The sequence below is a fragment of the Actinotignum timonense genome, assembly GCF_002860685.3.
Taxonomy (GTDB): Bacteria; Actinomycetota; Actinomycetes; order Actinomycetales; family Actinomycetaceae; genus Actinotignum; species Actinotignum timonense.
The window spans coordinates 1-20,520 of the sequence record NZ_CP136960.1 but is presented as its reverse complement, the minus strand read 5'-3'; the positions used below and the strand labels follow the sequence as shown (position 1 = coordinate 20,520).

18 protein-coding genes and 1 tRNA gene are annotated in these 20,520 nt (G+C 61.9%); 11 read left to right on the top strand and 8 right to left on the bottom strand.

Annotated features, from left to right (window positions below; genetic code table 11):
* Window positions 1–8: 8 nt before the first annotated feature.
* The 3 genes from CYJ17_RS00090 to CYJ17_RS00080 form a co-directional block, all read right to left on the bottom strand.
* Window positions 9–641 (bottom strand): SAF domain-containing protein, encoded by a 633-nt coding sequence (locus tag CYJ17_RS00090; protein WP_087070405.1) that lies wholly within the window; start codon window positions 639–641, stop codon window positions 9–11.
* Between the two features lie 108 nt (window positions 642–749).
* A complete protein-coding gene (locus tag CYJ17_RS00085; protein WP_081689984.1) occupies window positions 750–959 on the bottom strand; it encodes an FmdB family zinc ribbon protein in 210 nt (69 codons plus the stop codon).
* Window positions 960–1,066: 107 nt separating this feature from the next.
* Window positions 1,067–1,702 carry a 5-formyltetrahydrofolate cyclo-ligase gene (locus CYJ17_RS00080; protein ID WP_087070406.1) on the bottom strand — a complete coding sequence of 212 codons (636 nt, stop codon included), beginning with the start codon at window positions 1,700–1,702 and terminating at the stop codon, window positions 1,067–1,069.
* Between the two features lie 161 nt (window positions 1,703–1,863).
* On the opposite strand from CYJ17_RS00080, the gene CYJ17_RS00075 reads away from it, so the two are divergent.
* The 7 genes from CYJ17_RS00075 (at window position 1,864) to CYJ17_RS00050 (ending at window position 9,031) form a co-directional block, all read left to right on the top strand.
* On the top strand, window positions 1,864–3,090 hold the full coding sequence (locus CYJ17_RS00075) for a molybdopterin molybdotransferase MoeA (RefSeq protein WP_087070407.1): 1,227 nt from the start codon (window positions 1,864–1,866) through the stop codon (window positions 3,088–3,090).
* Between the two features lie 152 nt (window positions 3,091–3,242).
* Entirely contained in the window at window positions 3,243–4,700 is a 1,458-nt protein-coding gene (locus tag CYJ17_RS00070; RefSeq protein WP_087070408.1) for a DUF6667 domain-containing protein, read from the top strand.
* A 147-nt stretch (window positions 4,701–4,847) separates the two neighbouring features.
* Window positions 4,848–4,923 (top strand) — tRNA-Ala (locus CYJ17_RS00065).
* Between the two features lie 782 nt (window positions 4,924–5,705).
* A complete protein-coding gene (locus CYJ17_RS00060; RefSeq protein ID WP_200807170.1) occupies window positions 5,706–5,981 on the top strand; it encodes a DNA cytosine methyltransferase in 276 nt (91 codons plus the stop codon).
* Window positions 5,982–5,995: 14 nt separating this feature from the next.
* The gene (locus tag CYJ17_RS00055; RefSeq protein ID WP_200807171.1) at window positions 5,996–6,208 is read left to right on the top strand and encodes a hypothetical protein; all 213 of its coding nucleotides are present in this window, start codon (window positions 5,996–5,998) and stop codon (window positions 6,206–6,208) included.
* 104 nt (window positions 6,209–6,312) lie between these two features.
* The gene (locus tag CYJ17_RS09595; protein WP_200807172.1) at window positions 6,313–6,597 is read left to right on the top strand and encodes a DNA cytosine methyltransferase; all 285 of its coding nucleotides are present in this window, start codon (window positions 6,313–6,315) and stop codon (window positions 6,595–6,597) included.
* Between the two features lie 157 nt (window positions 6,598–6,754).
* Window positions 6,755–9,031, top strand: a complete 2,277-nt coding sequence (locus tag CYJ17_RS00050) for a prealbumin-like fold domain-containing protein (RefSeq protein ID WP_087070411.1) — start codon at window positions 6,755–6,757, stop codon at window positions 9,029–9,031.
* Between the two features lie 120 nt (window positions 9,032–9,151).
* On the opposite strand, the gene CYJ17_RS00045 is transcribed toward CYJ17_RS00050, so the two are convergent.
* The 3 genes from CYJ17_RS00045 to CYJ17_RS00035 are packed head-to-tail and all read right to left on the bottom strand — an operon-like array spanning window position 9,152 to window position 12,482.
* The gene (locus tag CYJ17_RS00045) at window positions 9,152–9,799 is read right to left on the bottom strand and encodes an ABC transporter ATP-binding protein (RefSeq protein ID WP_087070412.1); all 648 of its coding nucleotides are present in this window, start codon (window positions 9,797–9,799) and stop codon (window positions 9,152–9,154) included.
* 8 nt (window positions 9,800–9,807) lie between these two features.
* Window positions 9,808–11,121: an FtsX-like permease family protein gene (locus CYJ17_RS00040; RefSeq protein ID WP_087070413.1), complete on the bottom strand. Its 1,314-nt coding sequence runs from the start codon at window positions 11,119–11,121 to the stop codon at window positions 9,808–9,810.
* Window positions 11,118–12,482, bottom strand: a complete 1,365-nt coding sequence (locus CYJ17_RS00035) for an ABC transporter permease (protein WP_087070414.1) — start codon at window positions 12,480–12,482, stop codon at window positions 11,118–11,120. Before CYJ17_RS00035 ends, CYJ17_RS00040 begins: the two co-directional genes overlap by 4 nt.
* A 247-nt stretch (window positions 12,483–12,729) precedes the next feature.
* On the opposite strand from CYJ17_RS00035, the gene CYJ17_RS00030 reads away from it, so the two are divergent.
* The 3 genes from CYJ17_RS00030 to CYJ17_RS00020 all read left to right on the top strand — a co-directional run bounded on the left by CYJ17_RS00030 (window position 12,730) and on the right by CYJ17_RS00020 (window position 16,292).
* A complete protein-coding gene (locus CYJ17_RS00030; protein WP_087070415.1) occupies window positions 12,730–14,205 on the top strand; it encodes a threonine synthase in 1,476 nt (491 codons plus the stop codon).
* Window positions 14,206–14,374: 169 nt separating this feature from the next.
* Window positions 14,375–15,331 carry a ribokinase gene (locus CYJ17_RS00025; protein ID WP_087070416.1) on the top strand — a complete coding sequence of 319 codons (957 nt, stop codon included), beginning with the start codon at window positions 14,375–14,377 and terminating at the stop codon, window positions 15,329–15,331.
* A 97-nt stretch (window positions 15,332–15,428) separates the two neighbouring features.
* A complete protein-coding gene (locus tag CYJ17_RS00020) occupies window positions 15,429–16,292 on the top strand; it encodes a Cof-type HAD-IIB family hydrolase (protein WP_087071162.1) in 864 nt (287 codons plus the stop codon).
* Window positions 16,293–16,304: 12 nt separating this feature from the next.
* On the opposite strand, the gene CYJ17_RS00015 is transcribed toward CYJ17_RS00020, so the two are convergent.
* Entirely contained in the window at window positions 16,305–17,177 is an 873-nt protein-coding gene (locus CYJ17_RS00015; RefSeq protein WP_143231852.1) for a hypothetical protein, read from the bottom strand.
* Window positions 17,178–17,564: 387 nt separating this feature from the next.
* Between CYJ17_RS00015 and CYJ17_RS00010 the strand changes: the two genes are divergently transcribed.
* Window positions 17,565–18,956 (top strand): NAD-dependent succinate-semialdehyde dehydrogenase, encoded by a 1,392-nt coding sequence (locus tag CYJ17_RS00010; protein WP_087070418.1) that lies wholly within the window; start codon window positions 17,565–17,567, stop codon window positions 18,954–18,956.
* 115 nt (window positions 18,957–19,071) lie between these two features.
* On the opposite strand, the gene CYJ17_RS00005 is transcribed toward CYJ17_RS00010, so the two are convergent.
* Entirely contained in the window at window positions 19,072–20,520 is a 1,449-nt protein-coding gene (locus CYJ17_RS00005; RefSeq protein WP_087070419.1) for an amino acid permease, read from the bottom strand.

The following is a 20,520-nucleotide window of genomic DNA, read 5'->3' as shown; positions in this document are numbered from 1 at the left end:
GGCAGAAACTATGGAGGGGCTACCAGCACTGCCCGCAAAGAATCCGCGGCAGCATAGCCCACGATAAGATTAGCGTCTTTTTCGCGAACAACCAGGTAGAGCACTCGATATGTGACACCCTCGGAGAGCATGCCGGCGTTCTTTTCCTCTTCACCGATCCCCACCACCGCGGCTCGTTCCACCACGCGGACCGCTCCGGCCTCCGTGCTGTGTTCTGGGGCCGGAGCATATAAGCCAATAAAATTACCCGGCTCAATAAAACTCCCGGTCCCATCGGAAGCCACCCGCACCGCCACCACCACGTGCCCGGCGGGCGGATCGCGTAAGAATTCTTGGGAGAGCAACACCCCGCGGGCCAGGGGATACCCGGCCGGAATATTGGCGGCCAAGCGTTGCCCGCTGGCCTCAGCTTCCGAAGAAAGCGCATTTTCCGGAATGAGATCCCGGGCCACGGTGCGCGCCTCCACATCACGCCCGCTCAGCACATGCCCGGCCGCTAGATTGCGGCGCGCGACCAGCACTTGCCCGGTTTCCGGGTAGCGGCGCTCAATTGCCTGAAGAATAGTGAAAAAAGCCAGGAGGGCAACCCCGGCCAGCAGCAGGTGGCGTGCCCGCCACAGCCGCGTGTGGATACCAGTCATAGCTTGAGGCTAGCGAGGAATGCTCAGCCGCAAACCAGAACTAGGCCCGCCTGTGGATACCGGCAGCGTTTCGCGAAGCTGGGGATAAACCGAGCGGCGTCGTCGTACTTAGTTTTGCGTGGAGCTCCCACCCGAGGAACGCGAGTCATTGTGGTAGAAACCCGAGCCCTTGAACACGATTGCGCTAATCCCTGCCATTACCTTCCGCAATGCGTCTTTCCCGCACTCCGGGCACGTGACCAGGGCGGCGGCTGTCATCGACTGGTGCGCATCAAAATGGTGACCGCAATTGTCACAACGGTAACTGTAGGTAGGCACGTTCTTCCTTTCCGGGCCGGTGGCCGAGCCGAGGGGCGGCCGGCACAAGCCGTACGGCGCATTATTCTAGCGCGTGACACGTGCCCTCGGGAAAGTCGCCCGCAACCCTAGTGCAGGGGAGAATGTCCGCCCAGGTCCACCACGGTTTCGGGGAGCAGAACGTAACGCACCGGCACGTCCATCTCATCGTGGGGGAGGGGCGTGTGCACGTATTCTTCGGGCCAAATCAGGGCGCCGACCGGGGTGGCGCTATCGAGCTGCTTGAGCACGCGGTCATACCAGCCTCCGCCCTGGCCCAGGCGCACGCCGTCGTGATTGACGAGCAGCGCGGGGATAAAAGCGGCGTCGACCTCGCGCAACACCATGGAATCGAGGGCTTCGCCCCGGGGTGCGGGCGGGCGGCCGGGTGCCTGGTCGGTAAGATTTTCCGCGCCGGTGTAGCGCGCCCACTGGCGGGTGAGCCCGGGGCCGAGCTTGGGCACAAGGAGGGTGCGCCCGCTGGCCACAATGGCATCGCATAGCGCCCGGGTACCCGGTTCGTTGTTGACGGAAATATAGCCGGCAACCGTGGTGGCGGTGCCGAGGAAATCCAGCACGGTGGTGACCCAGCGGGCTTCGGCTTCCTCCCGGGCGGCGGGCGTGCGCTTAGCCCGAGCCGCGCGCACCGTTGCGCGCAAGGCCTGTTTGGCTTCCGGCACCGCCATCGCGGAGACATCAGGAAGAGATAGGGTGTGGTCGGTCATGGCACCAGTGTGGCACGAGGTGCTGGATGCCCGCTAGGAGTAAGGCCCTTGTGGCTCGGAGCCAAGGCCCGTCGTGCTCTAATAACAAGGCCCGTGCGCGCGGCGTGAGCGCCGGCAGGCCCCCAAACCGGTACGCTGTGCTGTGTACCGAGGAGGAATACGTGAAAACAGTAGCCGAGCAACTCGATGAATTCTTAAAGGTCGCCCAGCCTTTGGAGGCTCTCGATGTGGAGCTTGCCGACGCGATGGGCTGTATTCTTGCCGAAAACGTTGTCGCGACTGTTGATGTTCCTCACACCGACCTGGCGGCCCTGGATGGGTACGCGGTGCGCGCGGACGAAACTTTCGGTGCCGAGCCTGCCCGTCCGGCGCATTTCCCGGTGACCGATGATATTTTCGCCGTCACCACCGACCGCATCGCCCACACTCCCGGCGCGGCGGCCCGCATTGCTTCCGGGGCGCGGATGCCCACGGGCGCGGACGCCGTTGTTCCCCTTATCGATACGGATCACGGGGAAGCGCAGGTGGATATTACGGCGCGCGTGGCCCCCGGGGAGAATGTGCGCGCGCAGGGTGAGGACCTGCGGGCCGGCACCACGATTCTGGAGGAAGGCACCCGTATTGGGGCGCGCCATATTGCCTTGCTGGCGGCGGCCGGGCGCGACCGGGTGCGGGTGCGGCCGGCGCCGCGCGTCGTCGTGATGTCTGTGGGCGATGAACTGGTGGCGCCCGGAAAAGCTTTGGGTAACGGAAAGATTTACGACGCGAATTCGCACGCGCTTGCCACCGCGGTACGTAACGCCGGGGCGGTTGCGTACCGCGTACCGGCGGTTTCCGATGACCGGCATCTCTTGCGCGAGTCTTTGGAGGACCAGCTGCTGCGCGCCGACGTTATCCTCACCACCGGCGGTTTGAGTTACGGGGGTGGAGATACCCTCAAGGAGGTCCTGTCTCCGCTCGGTTCGATGCGGTTCGACGCCGTCGCTATGAATCCGGGCCGGCACGTCGGGGTGGGTACCATCGGGGGCGACGGCGCAAATTCGGCACTCATGTTCTGCCTGCCGGGCAACCCGGTGGCCGCGCTGGTGTGCTTCGAGGTATTTGTGCGCCCCTCGCTGCGGAAAATGGCCGGCTACAAGCACGTGACCCCGCGCTCCATCCGGGCTCGGGCGGTGCGCGGGCTGCTCTCCCGGCCGGGCGTGCAGGATTACGTGCGGGTGCAGGTGTACGGCGATCCGCGCGCCGGCTACGAATTTGACCCGGTGGGGGATGTGGAGCTGCTCTCGCTGGCGAATTTCGCGAAATCGAATGGGCTAGCGGTGGTTCCCGCGGATAAGGAAAGCGTGGGAATCGGCGACGAATTGGAGTGCATGATTCTCAACGGGTAAGCCTAGCTTGAAGGGATAGCCCTGCTCAACAACCCCATTCGTCCCACGAATCACACCGTTGTTATTCTCTCTACGAAAGTAACGGCGCGTCCCTGCCTGAGCGCCCCGCGATTGGTTAAAGTGGCTGTGTGGGATTCCAGGGATACGCGTTGATGGCAGTAGTTGTGCTGCTCATGGTCTATGTCATCCCTGGTGTGTATCGGCGGCGCGTCATCCTCGCTGATGTGCGCATCGACGAACGCTATTCACCCCAGCTACGCACCCTCGCGCTGCCGGACGGAACGGCGGGCGTGGAAACTGGCGGGCCAACCGGGGCCATTTTTTTCCGGAAGCCGGAGGTCATCATGGCAGAGAACGACGAACGCGATATTCTTCCACCCAGCGCGGGGCGTAATGTGCGCACCCTGGCGCGGGAACGCGCGCGCCGTAAAGCACGTATTTCCCAACGCGCGGCGAACCGCCAGCGCGGTTTTGTGGTTGCGGGCGCTTTAGGCTTGCTCATTGTGGTGCTCGGCGCTCTTGCTTTTACGGCGACGATGCCCCGTTGGATTTTCTACGTTGCTGTGGGCATCGGGGTGCTGTACGGGGCGGGCTTCGGCTACCTCCTCAGTGAAATGGGGAAAGCAACCGCTCGGGACCGCGAGGATATTGCCGAGCTCACCGAGGAACTTGGTATCCGGAAGACCCGCGGGGCGCAGCGCCATTCGCGCCGCCCGGCTCGCCCGCGCCCCGGGCGTTCGGCGGTCTCGGCGGCTTCCGCCCATTCGGCTTTGAGCGCGGCCAGCGCGGCCCTGGGAAGCGATGACCTCGGGGCGCTGACGGCCGATGCGAGCCGCAGCGCGGATCTGGGGCGGAGTGCTGATCTCAGCCGGAGTGCGGCGAGCGCGAGCGCGGGGAGTGGGAGCGCGGCTACCACGCCGACGGCTGCCTCCGCGGCCACCGGCGGCGCAGATGCAGCTGGTGAAGGTGAAGCTGAAGCTGCTGGCGATGCTCGTGACGGTGGCGCTGGTGAAGCTCGCGATGCTCAGGCCGCGAACGCCGATGAATATGAAGCCGGGGTGAACCCGGGAAAAGCACGGAGCCGGAACGCGGGGGCGCGGGCGCCTAAGCGCCGTTCCGGCATTTCGGTGACCCTTGAACAAGGGATTATCGCCGCGGAAGATTTCGCTCCTATCGCCGGTTCGCAACGCGAACAAGCGGAGAAACTTCCCAAGCGTTTCGTGGCCGGAGCGGTTCCGCGCCGCCAGCTGTCCAGCTATACGCTCAAGCCGCAGATTCAACAGCGCACGGTAGCGCCCTACCAGGCTCCTGAAGCCCCGGTAGCTCCGGTGCCCTACCGCCCCAAGGAGATTGGCGAGCGGGTGACTTTCGTGGATGCTGTGGCGCAAGGTGCGGCGGCTTCCACAGTGCCGGCGGGTCAAGCTGCTCCGCAAGGTACCGCTCAGGCTGCGGTGGGGCAGGCAGCCGCTGTGACAGCGCCTGCTGGCCAAGCAACGCCGGCATCGATGGCCGAAGCCGCATTGCCTCCCGCACAGGCAGCTGCACCTGCGCATGATGGTCTTGCAGGTGGGGCGGCTCTGGACGAGCTGCTGCGCAAGCGCCGCGCGTAGCTTTGGCTGGCTGGATCGGTCTGGCTGACTGCTGAGCTACTGCGGCGCGGGTACTAACTGAAAAGGAAGATCGGGGAGTGGTGTAATGGGAACCACTCCCCGAAATTTCATTCCGGGCCGTTCGGGTGCTAAACTAATCAGGTCTTTGGGGCTATGGCGCAGTTGGTAGCGCGTCTCGTTCGCAATGAGAAGGTCAGGGGTTCGAATCCCCTTAGCTCCACCATTCTGGCTGGTAAATACCCACACACATCCATTTCGCATGCGGCTTGCAGACCTCACGAGAAAAGGGTAGACGAAACCCCGGCGATTTAGCCGAAGCTAGGGATCGTTCCGGGGTCTTTAACGGCTGACTATACCACCCTGGATCATAGAAAACTTGGGATGTGAGCCAGTACTTGCCGTAGAGGAATATTCCGCTTTTGGGGAGTCAGGGATTTAACTGGACTTCTTCTGCTGGTAAAGCGCGGACATCCAGATCTAGCGCTGGAGCTTCAGTTTTAACAATGAGCTTTTCGACCCTCCCCACAGCCGTGCAGTGTTGCGGAGCATTCGGCGGTGTTCCCTCGATGACTGCCACCTCAATGCGTCCATTAGTTTCCTTGACGACGGTACGTAACTTGAAACATTTGGGGTCGCCCGTGATAGCGGTAAAGGTCAGCTCGTGTGAATTTGTGACTTCGTACTTTGTCCAGTTTATTATCTTTTCCGAGTGTGAAGTGGCTTCGCTGCTCGAACAGCCACATAACGCAACGACGACGCTTAGGGATACTGTTAGCCCTCTTCCGATTTTTCTCGGTGGCGATTGAATCATTTCGCCTCCTAACCCGGTCTATGAGTCCTATTTTGACGTATGCGCGGATCCTGGAAAGCCATAACCCCGGCGATTTAGCCGAGGCTAGGGATCGTTCCGGGGTCTTCGATGGCCAGGATATCATGGACGGAGACGCTCATGGAGGCTTCCTTCTGCTCCAAAATTCTGTCGTTGGCCACCAATAAGCTTCGAGCATGTCACAGAACAGTCGTCGCCCCATTGCTGTGGATCTCTTTTCGGGAGCCGGCGGACTTTCCCTAGGTCTGGAGCAAGCCGGGTATGACGTTGCCGCGGCCGTTGAGTACGATCCGATCCACGCTGCCATCCACGAATTTAATTTCCCCTACGGCAAAACATTCTGCGTGGACGTGCGTAAGGTCAGCGGCGCAATGATCCGCTCCGAATCGAATATTCAGGACCAAGAGATTCACCTCGTAGCGGGAGGTCCACCCTGCAAGGGATTTCACTGATAGGCAAACGCTCTTTGGATGATGAACGTAATTCCCTCCTCAAGGAATTTGTCCGTTTAGTCCTGGAATTGCGCTCGCGCCCCAGCTACCCGAGTCCGCGGTATACACCACGCCGTATCAATGGTTCACTTCCGGAAGGGAACCTGCTCCCGCTGGGGCCCAGCGTCAGCGACGCTCTCGCAGTTCTACCCGACGCAGATACTTTTGAGGAGTTTGCTGCCCAGTGATTCGGTGGAGAGCGTTGAATACTCGGAACCAAGCCCCTACGCGGCAATCCTGCGTGGTGTCACACAAGATCTGAGGAATTACGCTCGACCCCGTCCATCCTCGGGTGATTACAGTACGGGAAGCAGCACGTTTGCACGGCTACCCGGATTGGTTCAGATTCCACATAACCAAGTGGAACGGCTTCAGAGAAATCGGAAACTCCGTTCCTGTCATGCTTGGCCGCGCGGTAGCCGCAGAGCTACTCAAGGCCGATAACATAACGCCGACCCGCGGTGAATTCACTCCACTCGGCAATGAAGCATTGCTCTCTTTCACCGCGACCGAAGCCCACGCCCACTTCGGGCTTACAGAACGCGTTATCCCGCAACGTAACAGAGTTCAAAGTTAGGGATTGGTGTATTGAAACGGAGGGGATGTCACGGTTATTATGTTGCAAAATGGATAAGTATTTATCTTAGTGAATACTATAAATGAAATTATCATTATCGTATTCGATTGATTCGTTAAGGGTGTCCATAGGGGGATGCCCTGAGACGGGAGAGCGTATGAAACACCGCAAACTTTGGGGGCTTTTCGCATCCTTGATTTCCGGTGCGATTGTATTGGCGGGTATTGCTATTCCTACGGCCTTAGCCGCGAATGACATTTCCGGATTGGTTGATCAGTCTTCCATCGGGATGAACCGCAACTCCAACTTAACCGTGAATTCTCATATCGGAACCACCACTGAAGTTAGCGCGACTACGGGATGGGCGGGAACTCTCAAGTTCAAGTTGGCTAAGAAAGGTGCGCATCCAACTGTTAATGCGGGGGATGTCCTGAAGGTTGGTTTGACCCCGATTGATCCCGCTTTGGACTTGTTGCGCATAAGTGGCAACTTCAATTCAGTCACTCAAATTACAGATTCTGTCACCGGTGCCAAACTCGCTGATGTGGCTACTGAAGCTGGGCATATTGGAGTCTTTACTTTCACTGACGTGAGTGAAGATTTTGTTACTTCCCAAATTGAGATGCCGTTCTACGTTGATAAAGGCGTACGTGACACGTATTTTGAGGAAAACCCAGATGTTACCCACGTTGATGTCGCTTACGACATTACAGTCGACGGCAAGTCGACGGGGAAGCAGGTTACCTATCGGGTAAAGAAGCCTGTTGTCAAACTCCCGGATATGGCTTCTTTGGAGAAGACGGGTGCTTCGAAAGTAGATGGCGATAAATCGTATATCTACTCTGAGATCCAAGTTGGTACCAGGTTGCGGCCGAATAATGAATTTATCATTTACGACACGCCCGATGTGAATATGGCTCTTCACGGGAATGTTGCCGTTTACGACGAAAAAACTCAGGGAGGTAAAGATTCCTTCTTGGCTGAACTCGGGGCAACGAATCCGCATTGGGTAAAAGATTCTACAAAGCCCGCTGAGCAGCGCATGGAGATGTGGCTTTATGACATCTACTTCCGTACACCCGAGCCAGAAAATCCTGTATCTTCCCGAACTGCGGCGTTTGAGGAAAAACCCATCCCTTTGGATCGCTATGACATCGTAGCCAAGAAACAAGGCATGATGAGCATGGCGAACGCTACCGTACCGAAAGATATTCTGCTGCAAAAACCGGCAGGAGAGCCCCTCACAGCTGAGGAACAAAAGCTTATTGATGATGCTGGCGGCCTGTATAAGGTCGTTGGTAAAGGATTCATGCTGCGAGTGAAGAATTACTCCTCGAAGTACTTTGACGGGGGTGGATACTTCAATATCGGCTTTGATGCTGAGCCTGTTAATGATTCGGTTATGCTCAGCAAAAACGGGCGGCCTATTTATGTCAATAAGGCGTCCTATTACGCTCAAGAGATTCCGAACTGCGATCCGCAAGTGCATCAGAATTGCACTCCGATTAAATACGAAGGATCCAAACCCGGTGACGTTGAAGCGAAGGGTAAAGGATACAACCCCGAAGAGCTTAAACCGCCGGGGATTACTGCTGAGACCGATGGGTATCAACTGATCGACTTCGTGAAGCAGGATGATACGGGTAAGGCTTTGGCAGGTGCGGTGTTCAGCATCTACAAAGCAAAATCCGACGGAACTCCGGGTGATATTGCCACTAATCGGGATGGCGTAAAACTGGAGAACCTGGTGAGCGGCGCGGATGGCAAACTCTATCTACCGGATCGTACGACAGGCGTGAAACTTGAGCTGAAGCGCGGTAACTATGTCTTCGTTGAAGTCAAGGCTCCGGAAGGCTTCGTCAAGGCAAAAGACACCGTCGTGCCGGTGCAGTTCAAGCAAAAAGTTGTGGTGGTTTCCAATACGAAAGTGAAGAACCCGGGTGATAAGCCCAGTGTGGAACCGAGCGCTACTCCGAGTGTCGAACCAAGCGTGAAACCGAGCATCGACCCCAGTAGTGGCCCAAGCGTCGAACCAAGCGGTGCCCCGAGTGTGGAGCCGAGCAATACTCCAAGCACCTCGCCCAGCGGCAGCCCGAGTGTGGAGCCGAGCGCGGATCCCAGTAGTGGCCCGAGCGCGGACCCCAGTGGTGAACCTAGTGGTGCCCCGAGCGTCGAACCAAGCGCGGATCCGAGCATCGACCCCAGTGCTCACCCGAGTGTTGAGCCTAGCGATGTTCCGAGTGTGGATCCGAGCACTACTCCGAGTTCCGAACCCGGCGGTACCTCGAGCGCGAAACCTACTCCGAATATCAAGAAGGTGGAAAAACCCAATAAGAAGCTGCCGGCTACCGGATTCGAAGGTGGCTTACTTATTGCGGTGATTGCCGTATTCGGAACAGGTATCGCCCTGTATCGGAAATCGAAAGCCAACTAAGGTTTGTTGGAAGCGAAATAATTAGAGTGAGCGGGGGCCGATAACTTTCGACCCCCGCTCACGTTTCAAGAACCTCTGGGCTCCCGTGGATCTTCACGCAGGTGAAGTGCAGTGCTGTGGCTAACGCACTCCCGCCCGTTGCTCGGTGAGGCGCCGGTGGGAGAGCGTGAGAACCCGATCGGCGCCGCGGGCAATATCCGCGGAGTGCGTGACAAGAATGACGCACTTGCCGTGCAGATGTGCGGCGTCGTGCAAAATCTGGACCACGCCGCGCGCGGTGTCCTCATCAAGGTTTCCCGTCGGCTCGTCCGCAAGAATCACCGGCGCGGGTGAGGCCAGCGCCCGCGCAATCGCCACCCGCTGCTGCTGCCCACCAGAAAGCCGCAGCACATTACGGTGAATCTCATCCTCACTCAAACCCAGCTCCAGCAGCACGGAACTATCCGCCCGCCGATCCACCAGCCGCACATTCTCCAGCGGCGTCAAGTAATCAATGAGATTGTAATTCTGGAACACCAGCGAAATATGGGCGCGGCGGTGATGGGCGTAGCCCGTCGTCGCAATATCCACGCCCTCAAAAAGCACCGCGCCCTTCGTGGGCGTATCCAAACCCGCCAGCAAACTCAACAGCGTCGATTTCCCGGCCCCCGAAGCGCCCAGCAGCGCCGTAACCGTGCCCGGCTCGAAACCTGCGCACACATCGGTCAGCACCTTCGCGCCGCTACCCGGGTAGCTGTAACTCACGTGATCAAGTTCCATAACATTCATAATTTTTCCTAACTCAGTGACGAAAGAATCTGCCGGGGAGACCGGCGCAAAATCGGAAACAGCGCAATAGCCAGCGCCACGGCAAGAATCCCGGCGCCAACACCCAGCGCCCACGCAATATCCGCGCCACTCACCGCCACCGGAGGCAACCCGGCCAGCGCGCCCGGCGCCGCACCGTCCACAACGGCCCGCCCCACAAGCACGGTAAGCTGGCGCCCCGCAAGAATAGCGACGACGCCGCCAGCCAGCGCCAGCGCGCCCAACTCAAGCGCGAAACCGCCGGCAATCACGCGGCGCTGCTGCCCGAGCGAGAGCAGCACCCCAATTTCCCGCATACGCCCGCGCACCCACAGGGCCAACACCGCCGCGGCAATCACCACGCCGGCCGCGCAGGCACCGCTGAGCAGTGCACTCAACAGGCCCTCCACGCTATCCATCGCGCGCAGCACCCCGGTGAAACTCGCGGCATTGTGCTCGTAGCTGAGATCGGGAAGTGCGGCGCGGGCCGCGGCCAGGCTCGCGGGTAACTCGCTCGCGCTCGCGGTGAAACACCGCACCCGGGTGGCACCCGCTTCCCCGCTGAGCTCACGGCCGGCCGCGCTATCCACGAGGATGCGATTCGCGGCTGCGCTTGCCGGCAGTCCAGACGGATTCGGGGTGGTGCCGTCGAAAATCCCGGTGATCTGGCGGGTCACCTCGCCGGCCGGGCCGCGCAGCCGCAGCTCATCGCCAAGCCGCAAGGTATTCGCCTCGGCGAAATCACGGTGAATGAGGGCGCCCGGTTTCGCGCTGCTGTTCATCTTTCCGGACGTGAGCCGGTAGAGCCTGGCCGCGAAAGCCGGGAAACGTGCCGGATCGGAGCTCGCGGTCACCGTCACCGCGCCCATGACGCCGGCATCCAGCTGCACCCCGCCCGCGGTGGCCACAGCTCGGGCTCCCACCGGAGTGGCCAGAATATCTTGCTCGGTTGCAGTGCTCGTCACGCCGGGCAGCGCCGCGAGCTGGCTGGCCTGGGCCGGACTCAGGGTAGGCGCGGCTTGGGTCAGCGGATTATCGGCGGGATTGGTGTTTGGGCTATCGCTTGGGATCGCACCGTCCGCCCCGCTGGGCGCAGCAGCCGGCGCGCTCGCCACGAACCCGGCTCCGACCTGGGCGTCAATGGCGGTGCGCAGCTGGCCCATGGCCCCGCGCACCCCGGCCTGCGCCACCAACGCCGTAAAAATCACGCTAATAACCACGAAAAGCAGCACATTGCGAACCGGGCGGCGCCGCAGCGCGAGCCCAGCGCGCGCCCCCGCGCTCATGGGAGTTACCCCACTCATGCCGCACTCACCAGCAGTTTGCGCGGGGAGGTGCGCAGCATGGGGAGAGCCGCCAGCACGGTTGCTCCGATAAGCACGGCGAGGGTGAGGGCCAGAGCGAGCGTTGTCGTACCCGCACTCAACTGGACCGCAAGATCATCCAAGGTTCGGGTGGCGGTGGTGACGTCCACCCCGCCCCCGAGCGGCGCCTGCGAGGTGAGCTCTTCCATCCCGGATTTCTTCACCGAGGCCAGCATGCTGGTCCCCACCCGCTGGGCGACCACGGTGCTGAGCGCCACCCCGCACGCCGCCGCCGGAATAGTAATAAAGAGCAACTCCACCAGGTACTGGCCCAGAATCTTCGCTTTCGAGGTGCCGATAGCGAGCAGCACCCCGGTTTCGCGGCGGCGTTCGCGCAGCCACAGCACCAGAACCAGGCTGAGAAGCGCGAGGGCCAGCAGCGCCGTCGTTATAATCGCGCCGGTCATGACGCTCTGCACCCCGGCCACCGCGCCGGTAATCCCGGTGAGCAGCTGGGAGGTGCGGGTGAGCTGATAGTTACGCCAATCGATGGGCAGGCCGCGCGCCTCGTTCATCACCGCTTCACTATCGGCGCCTTCGGCCACGAAGAAGGTGGTGTCCTGGTAGATCTCGGTTTCCGGGGTGTAGGCGTAGAGCGCGCGGGTGGTGGCGAGGTCCGTGTAGACCGCGTTGGCGAAAAGCTCGAGGCGGCGCGCGGCCGGCTGCGGATTATCCCCGCGCACCAGCCCCACGATTTCCACGGTGACTTCCGCGGTGGATTTCTTCGTATTGTCGTAATCGTAGGGGTTCCCGCGCAGGGTGAGTTTCGAGCCCACGGTCAGGCCGTTGAGCCGCGCCAAATCCTCGTGAATAATCGCCTTATTTTTATCTTCGCGGGTAATATGCCGCCCGGCCACCAGCTCCAGGGTGCCGCTGCGAATATTCGTTTCGTCCGCGCTGGCGCTCACCCCGCGCACGCTCACCGCGTTACCGAGCTGCGCCTCGCGCTTGGCGTCATATTCCTGGCGGTCCAGCCGGGCCACCTTGGCGCCCACCAGATCCGCGGTCACATCTTGGCGCGCGGTGTAGCGATCCACCCCGGGCAGGGCGGCGATTCGCTCCACGTCCGCGGGTTTGACGGTGCCGCCCCCGCGCGGGGTGCCGGAGTTATAGGGGGAGTTCTCCAGCACGAAACCGGAGCCCAGGGTGCGTTCCGCGTCGCGGCCCGCGGCGGCTGAGGCTGTGCGCACCGCCCCGGCCGAAACTAGCACGGTCACCACCGCTGTGATAATGACGAAAAGAAGCAGGGTACGGATATGTTTTCGGGCGACGTAACGCCACGCGCGTCCAGCTAAGGTCACTACCGGGTACCTTTCACGTCTTCGGGAAAATTTCTGATAGGTAGTAGCTTTTCTCAGCTTACTGGAGACTTCCTGGAGGCTTCGTGAAGAGAATGTGAAGAGCCGTTCGCGAGGTTCTGCGCGCCGGGCGGCCTGCTCCGGGCCGTGCGCCAGCAGTACAGCGGCCGCCCGTATTGCGCGCAGCCGGGAGCCACTATGATGGGAGAGCGGCCTTCTTCCCCGCGCCCACCCTCAGCGAAAGGCGAGCATGCAGTTCATCTCCACGCGTTCCGGGATGGAACCGGCTTCTTTTACCGATATTCTGCTCGACGGCCTGGCCCCGGACGGCGGCCTGGTGGTGCCCGCCAGCATCCCGCAGGTGAGCGCCGCCCAGCTCGAAGCCTGGCGCACCCTGAGCTACCCGGAGCTGGCCGCCGCGATTATTGGCCTGTACGCCACCGATATTCCCACCGCGGACCTCGCGCGCCTCACCGCGGCCGCCTATAGCCCGCAGAATTTCCCGGGCGGGGTGCCGCTGCGCCGCGTGGATAACACCCTCGTGCTGGTGGGCCTATCCGAAGGCCCCACCATGGCCTTCAAGGATCTCGCCATGCAATTCCTGGGCCAGGCCATTCCCTACGTGCTGGCCGCTACCGGGCGCGAACTCACCATCCTGGGCGCCACCTCGGGGGATACCGGTTCCTCGGCGGAATACGCTTTCCGTGGCCAGCCGGGCGTGCAGGTGGTCATGCTCTCCCCGCGCGGGCGCATGTCCGCGGTGCAGCGCGCCCAAATGTATTCCCTCCAGGACCCCAATATCCACAACCTCGTCGTCGATGGCGTTTTCGACGACTGCCAAGACATCGTCAAAACCCTCAGCTCGGATATCGATTTCAAAACCCGCTACCGCATCGGCGCGGTTAATTCCATCAACTTCGGGCGGATCGCCGCGCAGATCGTCTACTACTTCTGGGCGTGGTTGCGTTATACCGATGGCACTTTTTCGCGGGCTTTGAACGACGCCGCCGCTGCCGCGGCGCCCCCTCCCGCTCCCGGTGGGGCCGGCGGGGCAGGTGCCGGGGCCAGCCAGGTGGATTTCTGTGTACCCTCGGGTAACTTCGGCAATATTTACGCCGGTCACCTGGCCCGCTGCATGGGCTTGCCCATCCGCCGCCTGCTGCTGGCCACCAACGAAAATAATGTGCTGGAAGAATTCTTCACCACCGGGCGCTATACCCCGCGCTCGCGCGAGCGTACGTTCGCCACCTCCAGCCCCTCCATGGATATTTCCAAGGCCTCCAATGTGGAGCGGTTTATCTGGCAGGTGCTGGGGGAGGATTTCCTGGCCGCCTGGGCGCAGCTGGGCGCCACCGGGACGTTAGATATGCGCGATTATCTGCCGGAATTCGGGGAGACATTCGGTTTCGCGGCCTCCTCATCCCACCATGCGGACCGCCTGGCCGCTATCGAATGGACCTACCGGACCAGCGGGATTCTCATTGACCCGCATACCGCGGACGCGGTCACGGTGGCTCGCCGCCTGAGCGACGGCGTGGTCCCGGTGCTCGCCATGGAAACCGCCCGCCCGGAGAAATTCGCGCATACCGTGCGTGAAGCGGTCGGGGATGTGGCCGATGGCCTGGAGGAACGCCTGGCCGGGCTGCTCGCCCTCCCGCAGCGTGCAACCCAGGTTCCCGCCGATCCGGAAGCGGTGCGCGAGTATATCGCCACGCATTGCGCTTAGTGGGCCGCCGGGCTGGTTCCCCGCGCGGCGCTGCGCGCCGCGCGCGTCGTCGTACCACCTTTGGGTGAGTGCGCCCGGAACCGGAGTGGCTCCGGGTAGTATTAGGGTGATGAGCCGCGCGATTGGCGCCGTCGCCCGCGCACGAGCCTAAATAGAACGGGGTGTATCCATGGCACGCATTTTCGTTGTTGGAAGCATGAATTCCGATACTTTCCTCAAGGTGGAGAATTTTGTGGAGCCGGGAGAAACAATTTCCGCGCTCAGCTCCCACACCGCGCTGGGCGGGAAGGGCCTCAACCAGGCGGTTGCCGCGGCCCGCATGGGAATTCCCGTTACGATGGTTGCGGCTCTCGGTCGCGATGCGGTGGGAGATGCCGTTGCCACCGAGCTCGCCGCGGAAGAAAATCTTGATATGACTGCCGTGCTGCGGGTGAGCGAACCTACCGGGCAGGCCATGATCCAATCCGATGCGGATGGCGAAAATGCCATCGTGGTGGTGGCCGGTGCAAACGCCGCGAATACCCCGGAGAATGTGGTGGAGCGCCTCGCCGCGGTGCAGGCGGGGGATATTGTGGTCTGCCAGCTGGAAATTCCCGAACCCGCGGTGGCGGCCGCCCTGGCGGAGGCCAAGAAACGCGGGGCTACCACGGTGCTCAATGCCGCCCCGGCCGCCCCGGTGGGCCACCTGCTGGAGAATGTGGACGTGCTCATCGTGAACGAAACCGAGGCGGATACCATCTTGGGAACCAAGGTGACCGACCGCGCCCAGCAGCTCCATCTGCGTTACGGCGGTTCCATCGTGGTGACGCTGGGAAGCCACGGCTGCCAGTATATTGACGCCTACCTGCCCGATGCTGATGTCAAGGCCGATGCGCTACCCGCCCACCACGTGGATGTTGTGGATACCACCGGCGCGGGCGATGCTTTTGTGGGGGCTTTCGCGGCCGCCCTGGCGGTGGGTGAATCCCTGGCCACCGCGGCCCGGTGGGGCACGGCGCTTGGCGCTATCGCCACCGGGGCCTCCGGGGCGCAAGGCTATACGGCCAGCCGCGCGGATGTGGTGGCGCTGGCCGGTGTTGGCGCCGCTAGCGGCGCCGGCACGGAAGCCGCGGCCACGGAAAACTGAACAACCGGAGCGGGTGCCGCGGGCTTTTCCGCCGCGTACCCGCCACGGAAAACTAAGCACGGCGCTTGACCCCAGTACTACCCAGAAAGGTTTTTTCGTGCCTCCCGCACCTACCGAGCCCACACCTACCGATCTGAGCCTCCTGCGCGAGGCCGCCGCCAGCGTGAAACTCGTCGTCGTTGATATGGATGGCACCTTCCTCCTGCCGGGGAAGATTTTCCCGGAACGCGGCAATGAGCTGGTGGCGCGCCTGCGGGAGCGTGGCATTATTTTCTGCCCGGCCTCCGGGCGGCAGTACCAGACCCTCGCGGATATGTTTTCCGCCCACGTGGAAGGCATGCCGATTATCGCGGAGAACGGGGCGAATGTGCGCCGGGACGGCGAGCCGCTGGCCACCACCACGCTGCCGCGGGAAACCAGCGCGCGGGTGGTGGAGATCGTGCGCGAGCTCAGCGCGGCGGGGGAGGACGTGGGCACGGTGCTCTGCGGTGAGAAGGCTTACGCCGAACGCCGCGATAGCGCGTTCCTGGACGAAACCCTCGCCTACTACCACGCGAATGCGATCGTCCCTGACCTCATGCCCCATACCGAGGGGATTTACAAAATTGGGGTGCTCAGTTTCGCCGACCCGCTCCGGCGCGTGATCCCGCTGCTAGAAACCCTCGGGCCGGGCGTGGATGTGGTGCGCAGCGGCGAACTGTGGACGGACGTCAATCCTTCCGCCGCCACGAAAGGCACCGGCCTGGCCGGTCTCCAGGCGAGCCTCGGCATCAGTCCGGCGCAAACCCTGTGCTTCGGGGATTTCAATAATGACATCCCGATGTTCGAGCACGCACGCTTCAGCTTCGCCATGGCGAATGCCCAGCCCGATGTGGTGGCGGCCGCCCGCTACGTGGCGCCCTCCAATGCGGAAGAAGGCGTGCTCACCGTGCTCAACGACCTCTTCGAGCTGGGCCTGTAGCCGTCAGCTTCGCTAGTTGTGCGGGGCCTGCGGTGCTTGCGGGTCTTCACCTTCGCGGGGCTGTTGCGGTTCTTCACCCTCGCGCGGTTCTGGCGCGGGCTGCGTTTCCGCGGGCGCTGCGCTTTCTGCGCGGTCCGTATTTTCGGGCGACGACGCCGCTGCTGGCGCAGCGGGCGGTGCCGGCGGGAAAACGGGATCCTGCGGCGGGAACTGCGGGCTCTGGCCGGCGAAGGGCGCTTGCGCGGCGGCGCCGGCATCGGTACCGGGCTGCGCGGCGCTGGCTACCGTGGCCGGGGTCTTGGCGATTTGCCAGATCCCGAAGCCCAACATGAGCACCGCGGCCACCGCGAGCAGGTAGTAGCCAATACCGGGAGCAATATCCACATCCACGCCCTGGGCCTGCCCGTAAGCGATGATGGTATCCGCATCCGAGGGCTTGATATTAATAACCAGGTAAATCCCCACGATAACGGCGCCGACGATGCCGCCCGAAGACCACGTTTTCCGCACGGCGGCGGGCGCCTGGCGTACCAGCCCCACGAAAGCGCCAATCGCGCCCAGGGCCAGCCCGATGGTGATGAAAATGGCCACCGACTTGGTATCGGTTTCCCACAGCTTGACGCCGAAATCTTCCGATTGGGTGCCGGCGCTCATATGCAGAGTCCAGAAGTGTAGCGCCGTACCAATAAAACCGATAATGGACCCGGCCAGCACACCGAGCGGAGCCGCCAGCGGCGGAGTGGTGCGAACCGCGGGCGTAGTCGCTGCCATTGGCACCGGTGCAGGTGCAGGTGTGGGCATCGGTGCGGGAGTGCCGTTGGGCTCGGGCGGATTCGAGGAGTGTTCCGAGGGCACGTCTGCCCCCTGGGGGAAAGTATTACTCATACCCCTAGTGTAGGGGCCGCGCCCCGGCGGCGGGCATGGCGGGCACGTTGTAGCGCGGGCGCAGTGGAACGACGACGCAGCACCGGGACAGGGGTCCCAGGGCATTCCCATGTTCACCCAGAGATATGAAACCCCTCACATGTGTCCAAAAATAGGTAGAGTGATAGGTAGGAATGCGGGAGATTCCGCGTTCCGCCCATAACCGTATATGTGCTCTCTTCCCGCGGGTAGCGAAGCGCCGTCGCCTCTCTACCCGGCCCTAAGTCCCTGTATCTGCGCTGCTCGCGCAGGGGTGAGGCGCGCGGGATACGCCGGGAAGCCCATCGAATATATCCACTACGCGGGCGGGCCGCGGGTCTGCTCGCACCGATACGCGGAGGTCGAACAATGGCGTACAAGACAGTCAGTCCGTACACCGGTGAAATACTCAAGGAATATCCCACTGCCACTGATGAGGAAGTCAAGAAGGCAGTAGACGTTGCCCATAACGCCTTCCTGGCGTGGCGGGAAACATCGTATGAACAGCGCGCGCAGGTGCTCCAGAAAGCTGCCGACCTGCTGCGCGAACGCCGCACCGAATACGCCTCGATTATCACCAAGGAAATGGGCAAGGTGATCGGGGAAGCGGAAGCGGAAGTCGATATCTGCATCGCGATGTTTGAAGACTACGTGCGCAATGGCGAAAAGTATCTGGCCACTCGCACGCTCCCCTCGGATAAATACGGGAAGGATTCCGTGCAGCTGCTCTTCCAGCCGCTCGGGGTGCTCTTCATGGTGGAACCGTGGAATTTCCCCTACTACCAGATTGTCCGCGTGGCTGCCCCGCAGCTTTTCGCCGGCAATACCCTCATTCTCAAGCACGCATCCATCGTTCCGGAATCGGCCGCTACCTTCGTGGAGATTTTCCGCGAAGCGGGCCTGCCCGAAGGTTGTTTCCAGAATCTTTACCTCTCCCATGACCAGTCGGAAATTGTGCTGGCCGATCCGCGGGTGCGCGGGGTGGCGCTCACCGGTTCGGAAGTGGCTGGGGCGGCTATCGCGCAGCTGGCCGGCAAGTACATTAAGAAGTCCACGCTGGAACTGGGTGGGGCCGATGCTTTTATCGTGCTCGAGGATGCCGATATTGATAAGACGGTCGCCTGGGCGGTGACCGGCCGGCACTGGAATGCCGGGCAGGTGTGCTGCTCATCCAAGCGCATGATCGTGGTGGATTCCGTGTACGACGAATTCCTGGAGAAGTACCGGGAAGGCGTCAAGCAGCTCAAGGCCGGGGACCCGATGGATCGGGAAACCACCCTGGCGCCGCTGTCCTCCGCGGCAGCGAAACGCGATCTGGCCAAGCAGCTTGAGGAAGCTATCGCTGAGGGTGCCAAGGCGGAAGAAGCCGGAATTGAGCTACCCGAGCACGGCAACTTCTTCCAGCCCACTATCCTCACGGACATCCCCGAGGGCGCGAAGTGCCGCTATACGGAATTCTTCGGGCCGGTCTCCCAGATTTATCGGGTCAAGGACGAAGAAGAGGCGATTACCCTCGCTAATGATTCGCCCTACGGCCTGGGTGGCTCGGTCTTTACCGAGGATCTGGAACGCGGCAAGAAGGTAGCCGCGCGGCTGGATACCGGGATGGTCTACCTCAACCATCCCACCGCGGTCGCGGCGGATATTCCCTTTGGCGGCGTGAAGAACTCCGGCTACGGCCACGAGCTCATCGACCTGGGTATTCACGAATTCGTCAATATCAAGGTGGTGGCCAATTCGCCCATCGACGGCGAATTCTAAGCCCTGATCGCCCGCGGCCCCAAGCAGCCGCGGGTGGCCCAATCTCCCGTGGGCCAGATGCACCGGGCCGGGATGCGTGCATCCCGGCCCGGTCGTCGTCGTACTTTATTAATAATTACGCGCGCGCATGGCGCTTCTCACGCGAAACCTTCACCTGGTAGGCGATAGTGAGGAGCAGCAGCCAGGCCGGGCCAACGAAAACGGCCACGCGGTAGGCGTCTTGGAACAGCATGAGGACCACGCAGGCCGCCAGCGCCACCAGCACGAAAATGCTCGAGGCGAGGCCACCGGGCAGCTTGTAGCTGAGACCCGCCACGCGTTCCGGGCCGAGCGCGGCGCGGAATTTCAGCTGCGTGATCATGACCATCGTCCAGTTGATAATTCCGGCGATGAGGGCGATGGACAGCAGATATCCGAAAGCGAAATTCGGGAACGCGAAGACCACAATGACCGCCACCACGGTCACGGCAGAGGACGTCAAAATTCCTACGTACGGCGTGCCCGCGCGCGAAAGCGTGGCGAAAATCCGCGGCGCATTTCCTTGTTGCGCCAAGGAATACAGCATGCGGCCGTTGGAATAGAGCCCGGAATTGTAGACGGAGAGCGCCGCGGTGAGCACCACGAAATTGAGGATATGGGCCGCGAAGGTGATCCCTACCGAATCGAAAATCTGGACGAAGGGGCTGGCGTGCCCGTCGATGGAGCGCCACGGGATGACCGCCATGATGATGGCGAGCGAGAGCACGTAGAAAATGAGGATGCGCTGAATCACCAGGTTGATGGCGCGCGGGATGGACCGGCGCGGGTCGTCCGCCTCCCCGGCGGTGATGCCGATAAGCTCAATGCCGCCAAAACTAAACATAACGACGACGAAAGCAAAAGTCGCACCCTTCAGGCCATTGGGGAAAACCAGCTCGGCGAAGGAGGTTCCGGGCGGAACCTGGTGGGGTTCTTGGAGTCCGACGACAAGCACCAGGATTCCCAGCACGATCATGCCGATAATCGCCACCACTTTGACCAGCGCGAACCAGAATTCGAATTCGCCGAAGGCGCGCACCCCGAGTAAGTTCACCGCCGTGATGAACACCAGGCAGAAGGCCGCGGTGAGCCAGGTGGGGACCGCCGGGAACCAGTAGTTGATATACAGGCCGACGACGGACAGCTCCGACATCGCCACGAAAATGTAGTTAAACCAGTAGTTCCAGCCCGAGATGAAGCCGGCGCGCGGGCTCCAATATTTGTAGGCGTAGTGGGAGAAGGCGCCGGGGACCGGCTCGTGCACGCTCATCTCACCCAGGGCGCGCATAACAAGGTAGATCGTGCAGCCGCCAATGAGGTAGACGAAGAGGATTGCCGGGCCGGCCAGGCTGATGGAGGAAGCAGAGCCGTAGAAGAGGCCCGTGCCGATGGCACCGCCCAGCGCGATCATCTGGATGTGGCGATTGTGGAGGTCACGGTGCAGGTGGGCGCCCGATGCTGGTGTGCCGGCGGGTGCGGGTGAGGTGGACGTGGGTGTGCCGGGTGTTGGAGTTCCGGCGGGTGCCGGCGTGGAATTCGTGGACAT

Excerpts from the sequence above, each read along its gene's own strand:
- CYJ17_RS00090 (WP_087070405.1), bottom strand. The coding sequence starts at position 641 with ATGACTGGTATCCACACGCGGCTGTGGCGGGCACGCCACCTGCTGCTG.
- CYJ17_RS00080 (WP_087070406.1), bottom strand. The coding sequence starts at position 1,702 with ATGACCGACCACACCCTATCTCTTCCTGATGTCTCCGCGATGGCGGTG.
- CYJ17_RS00070 (WP_087070408.1), top strand. The coding sequence starts at position 3,243 with ATGGCAGTAGTTGTGCTGCTCATGGTCTATGTCATCCCTGGTGTGTAT.
- CYJ17_RS00060 (WP_200807170.1), top strand. The coding sequence starts at position 5,706 with ATGTCACAGAACAGTCGTCGCCCCATTGCTGTGGATCTCTTTTCGGGA.
- CYJ17_RS00050 (WP_087070411.1), top strand. The coding sequence starts at position 6,755 with ATGAAACACCGCAAACTTTGGGGGCTTTTCGCATCCTTGATTTCCGGT.
- CYJ17_RS00045 (WP_087070412.1), bottom strand. The coding sequence starts at position 9,799 with ATGAATGTTATGGAACTTGATCACGTGAGTTACAGCTACCCGGGTAGC.
- CYJ17_RS00040 (WP_087070413.1), bottom strand. The coding sequence starts at position 11,121 with ATGAGTGGGGTAACTCCCATGAGCGCGGGGGCGCGCGCTGGGCTCGCG.
- CYJ17_RS00030 (WP_087070415.1), top strand. The coding sequence starts at position 12,730 with ATGCAGTTCATCTCCACGCGTTCCGGGATGGAACCGGCTTCTTTTACC.
- CYJ17_RS00025 (WP_087070416.1), top strand. The coding sequence starts at position 14,375 with ATGGCACGCATTTTCGTTGTTGGAAGCATGAATTCCGATACTTTCCTC.
- CYJ17_RS00015 (WP_143231852.1), bottom strand. The coding sequence starts at position 17,177 with ATGAGTAATACTTTCCCCCAGGGGGCAGACGTGCCCTCGGAACACTCC.
- CYJ17_RS00010 (WP_087070418.1), top strand. The coding sequence starts at position 17,565 with ATGGCGTACAAGACAGTCAGTCCGTACACCGGTGAAATACTCAAGGAA.
- CYJ17_RS00005 (WP_087070419.1), bottom strand. The coding sequence starts at position 20,520 with ATGTCCACGAATTCCACGCCGGCACCCGCCGGAACTCCAACACCCGGC.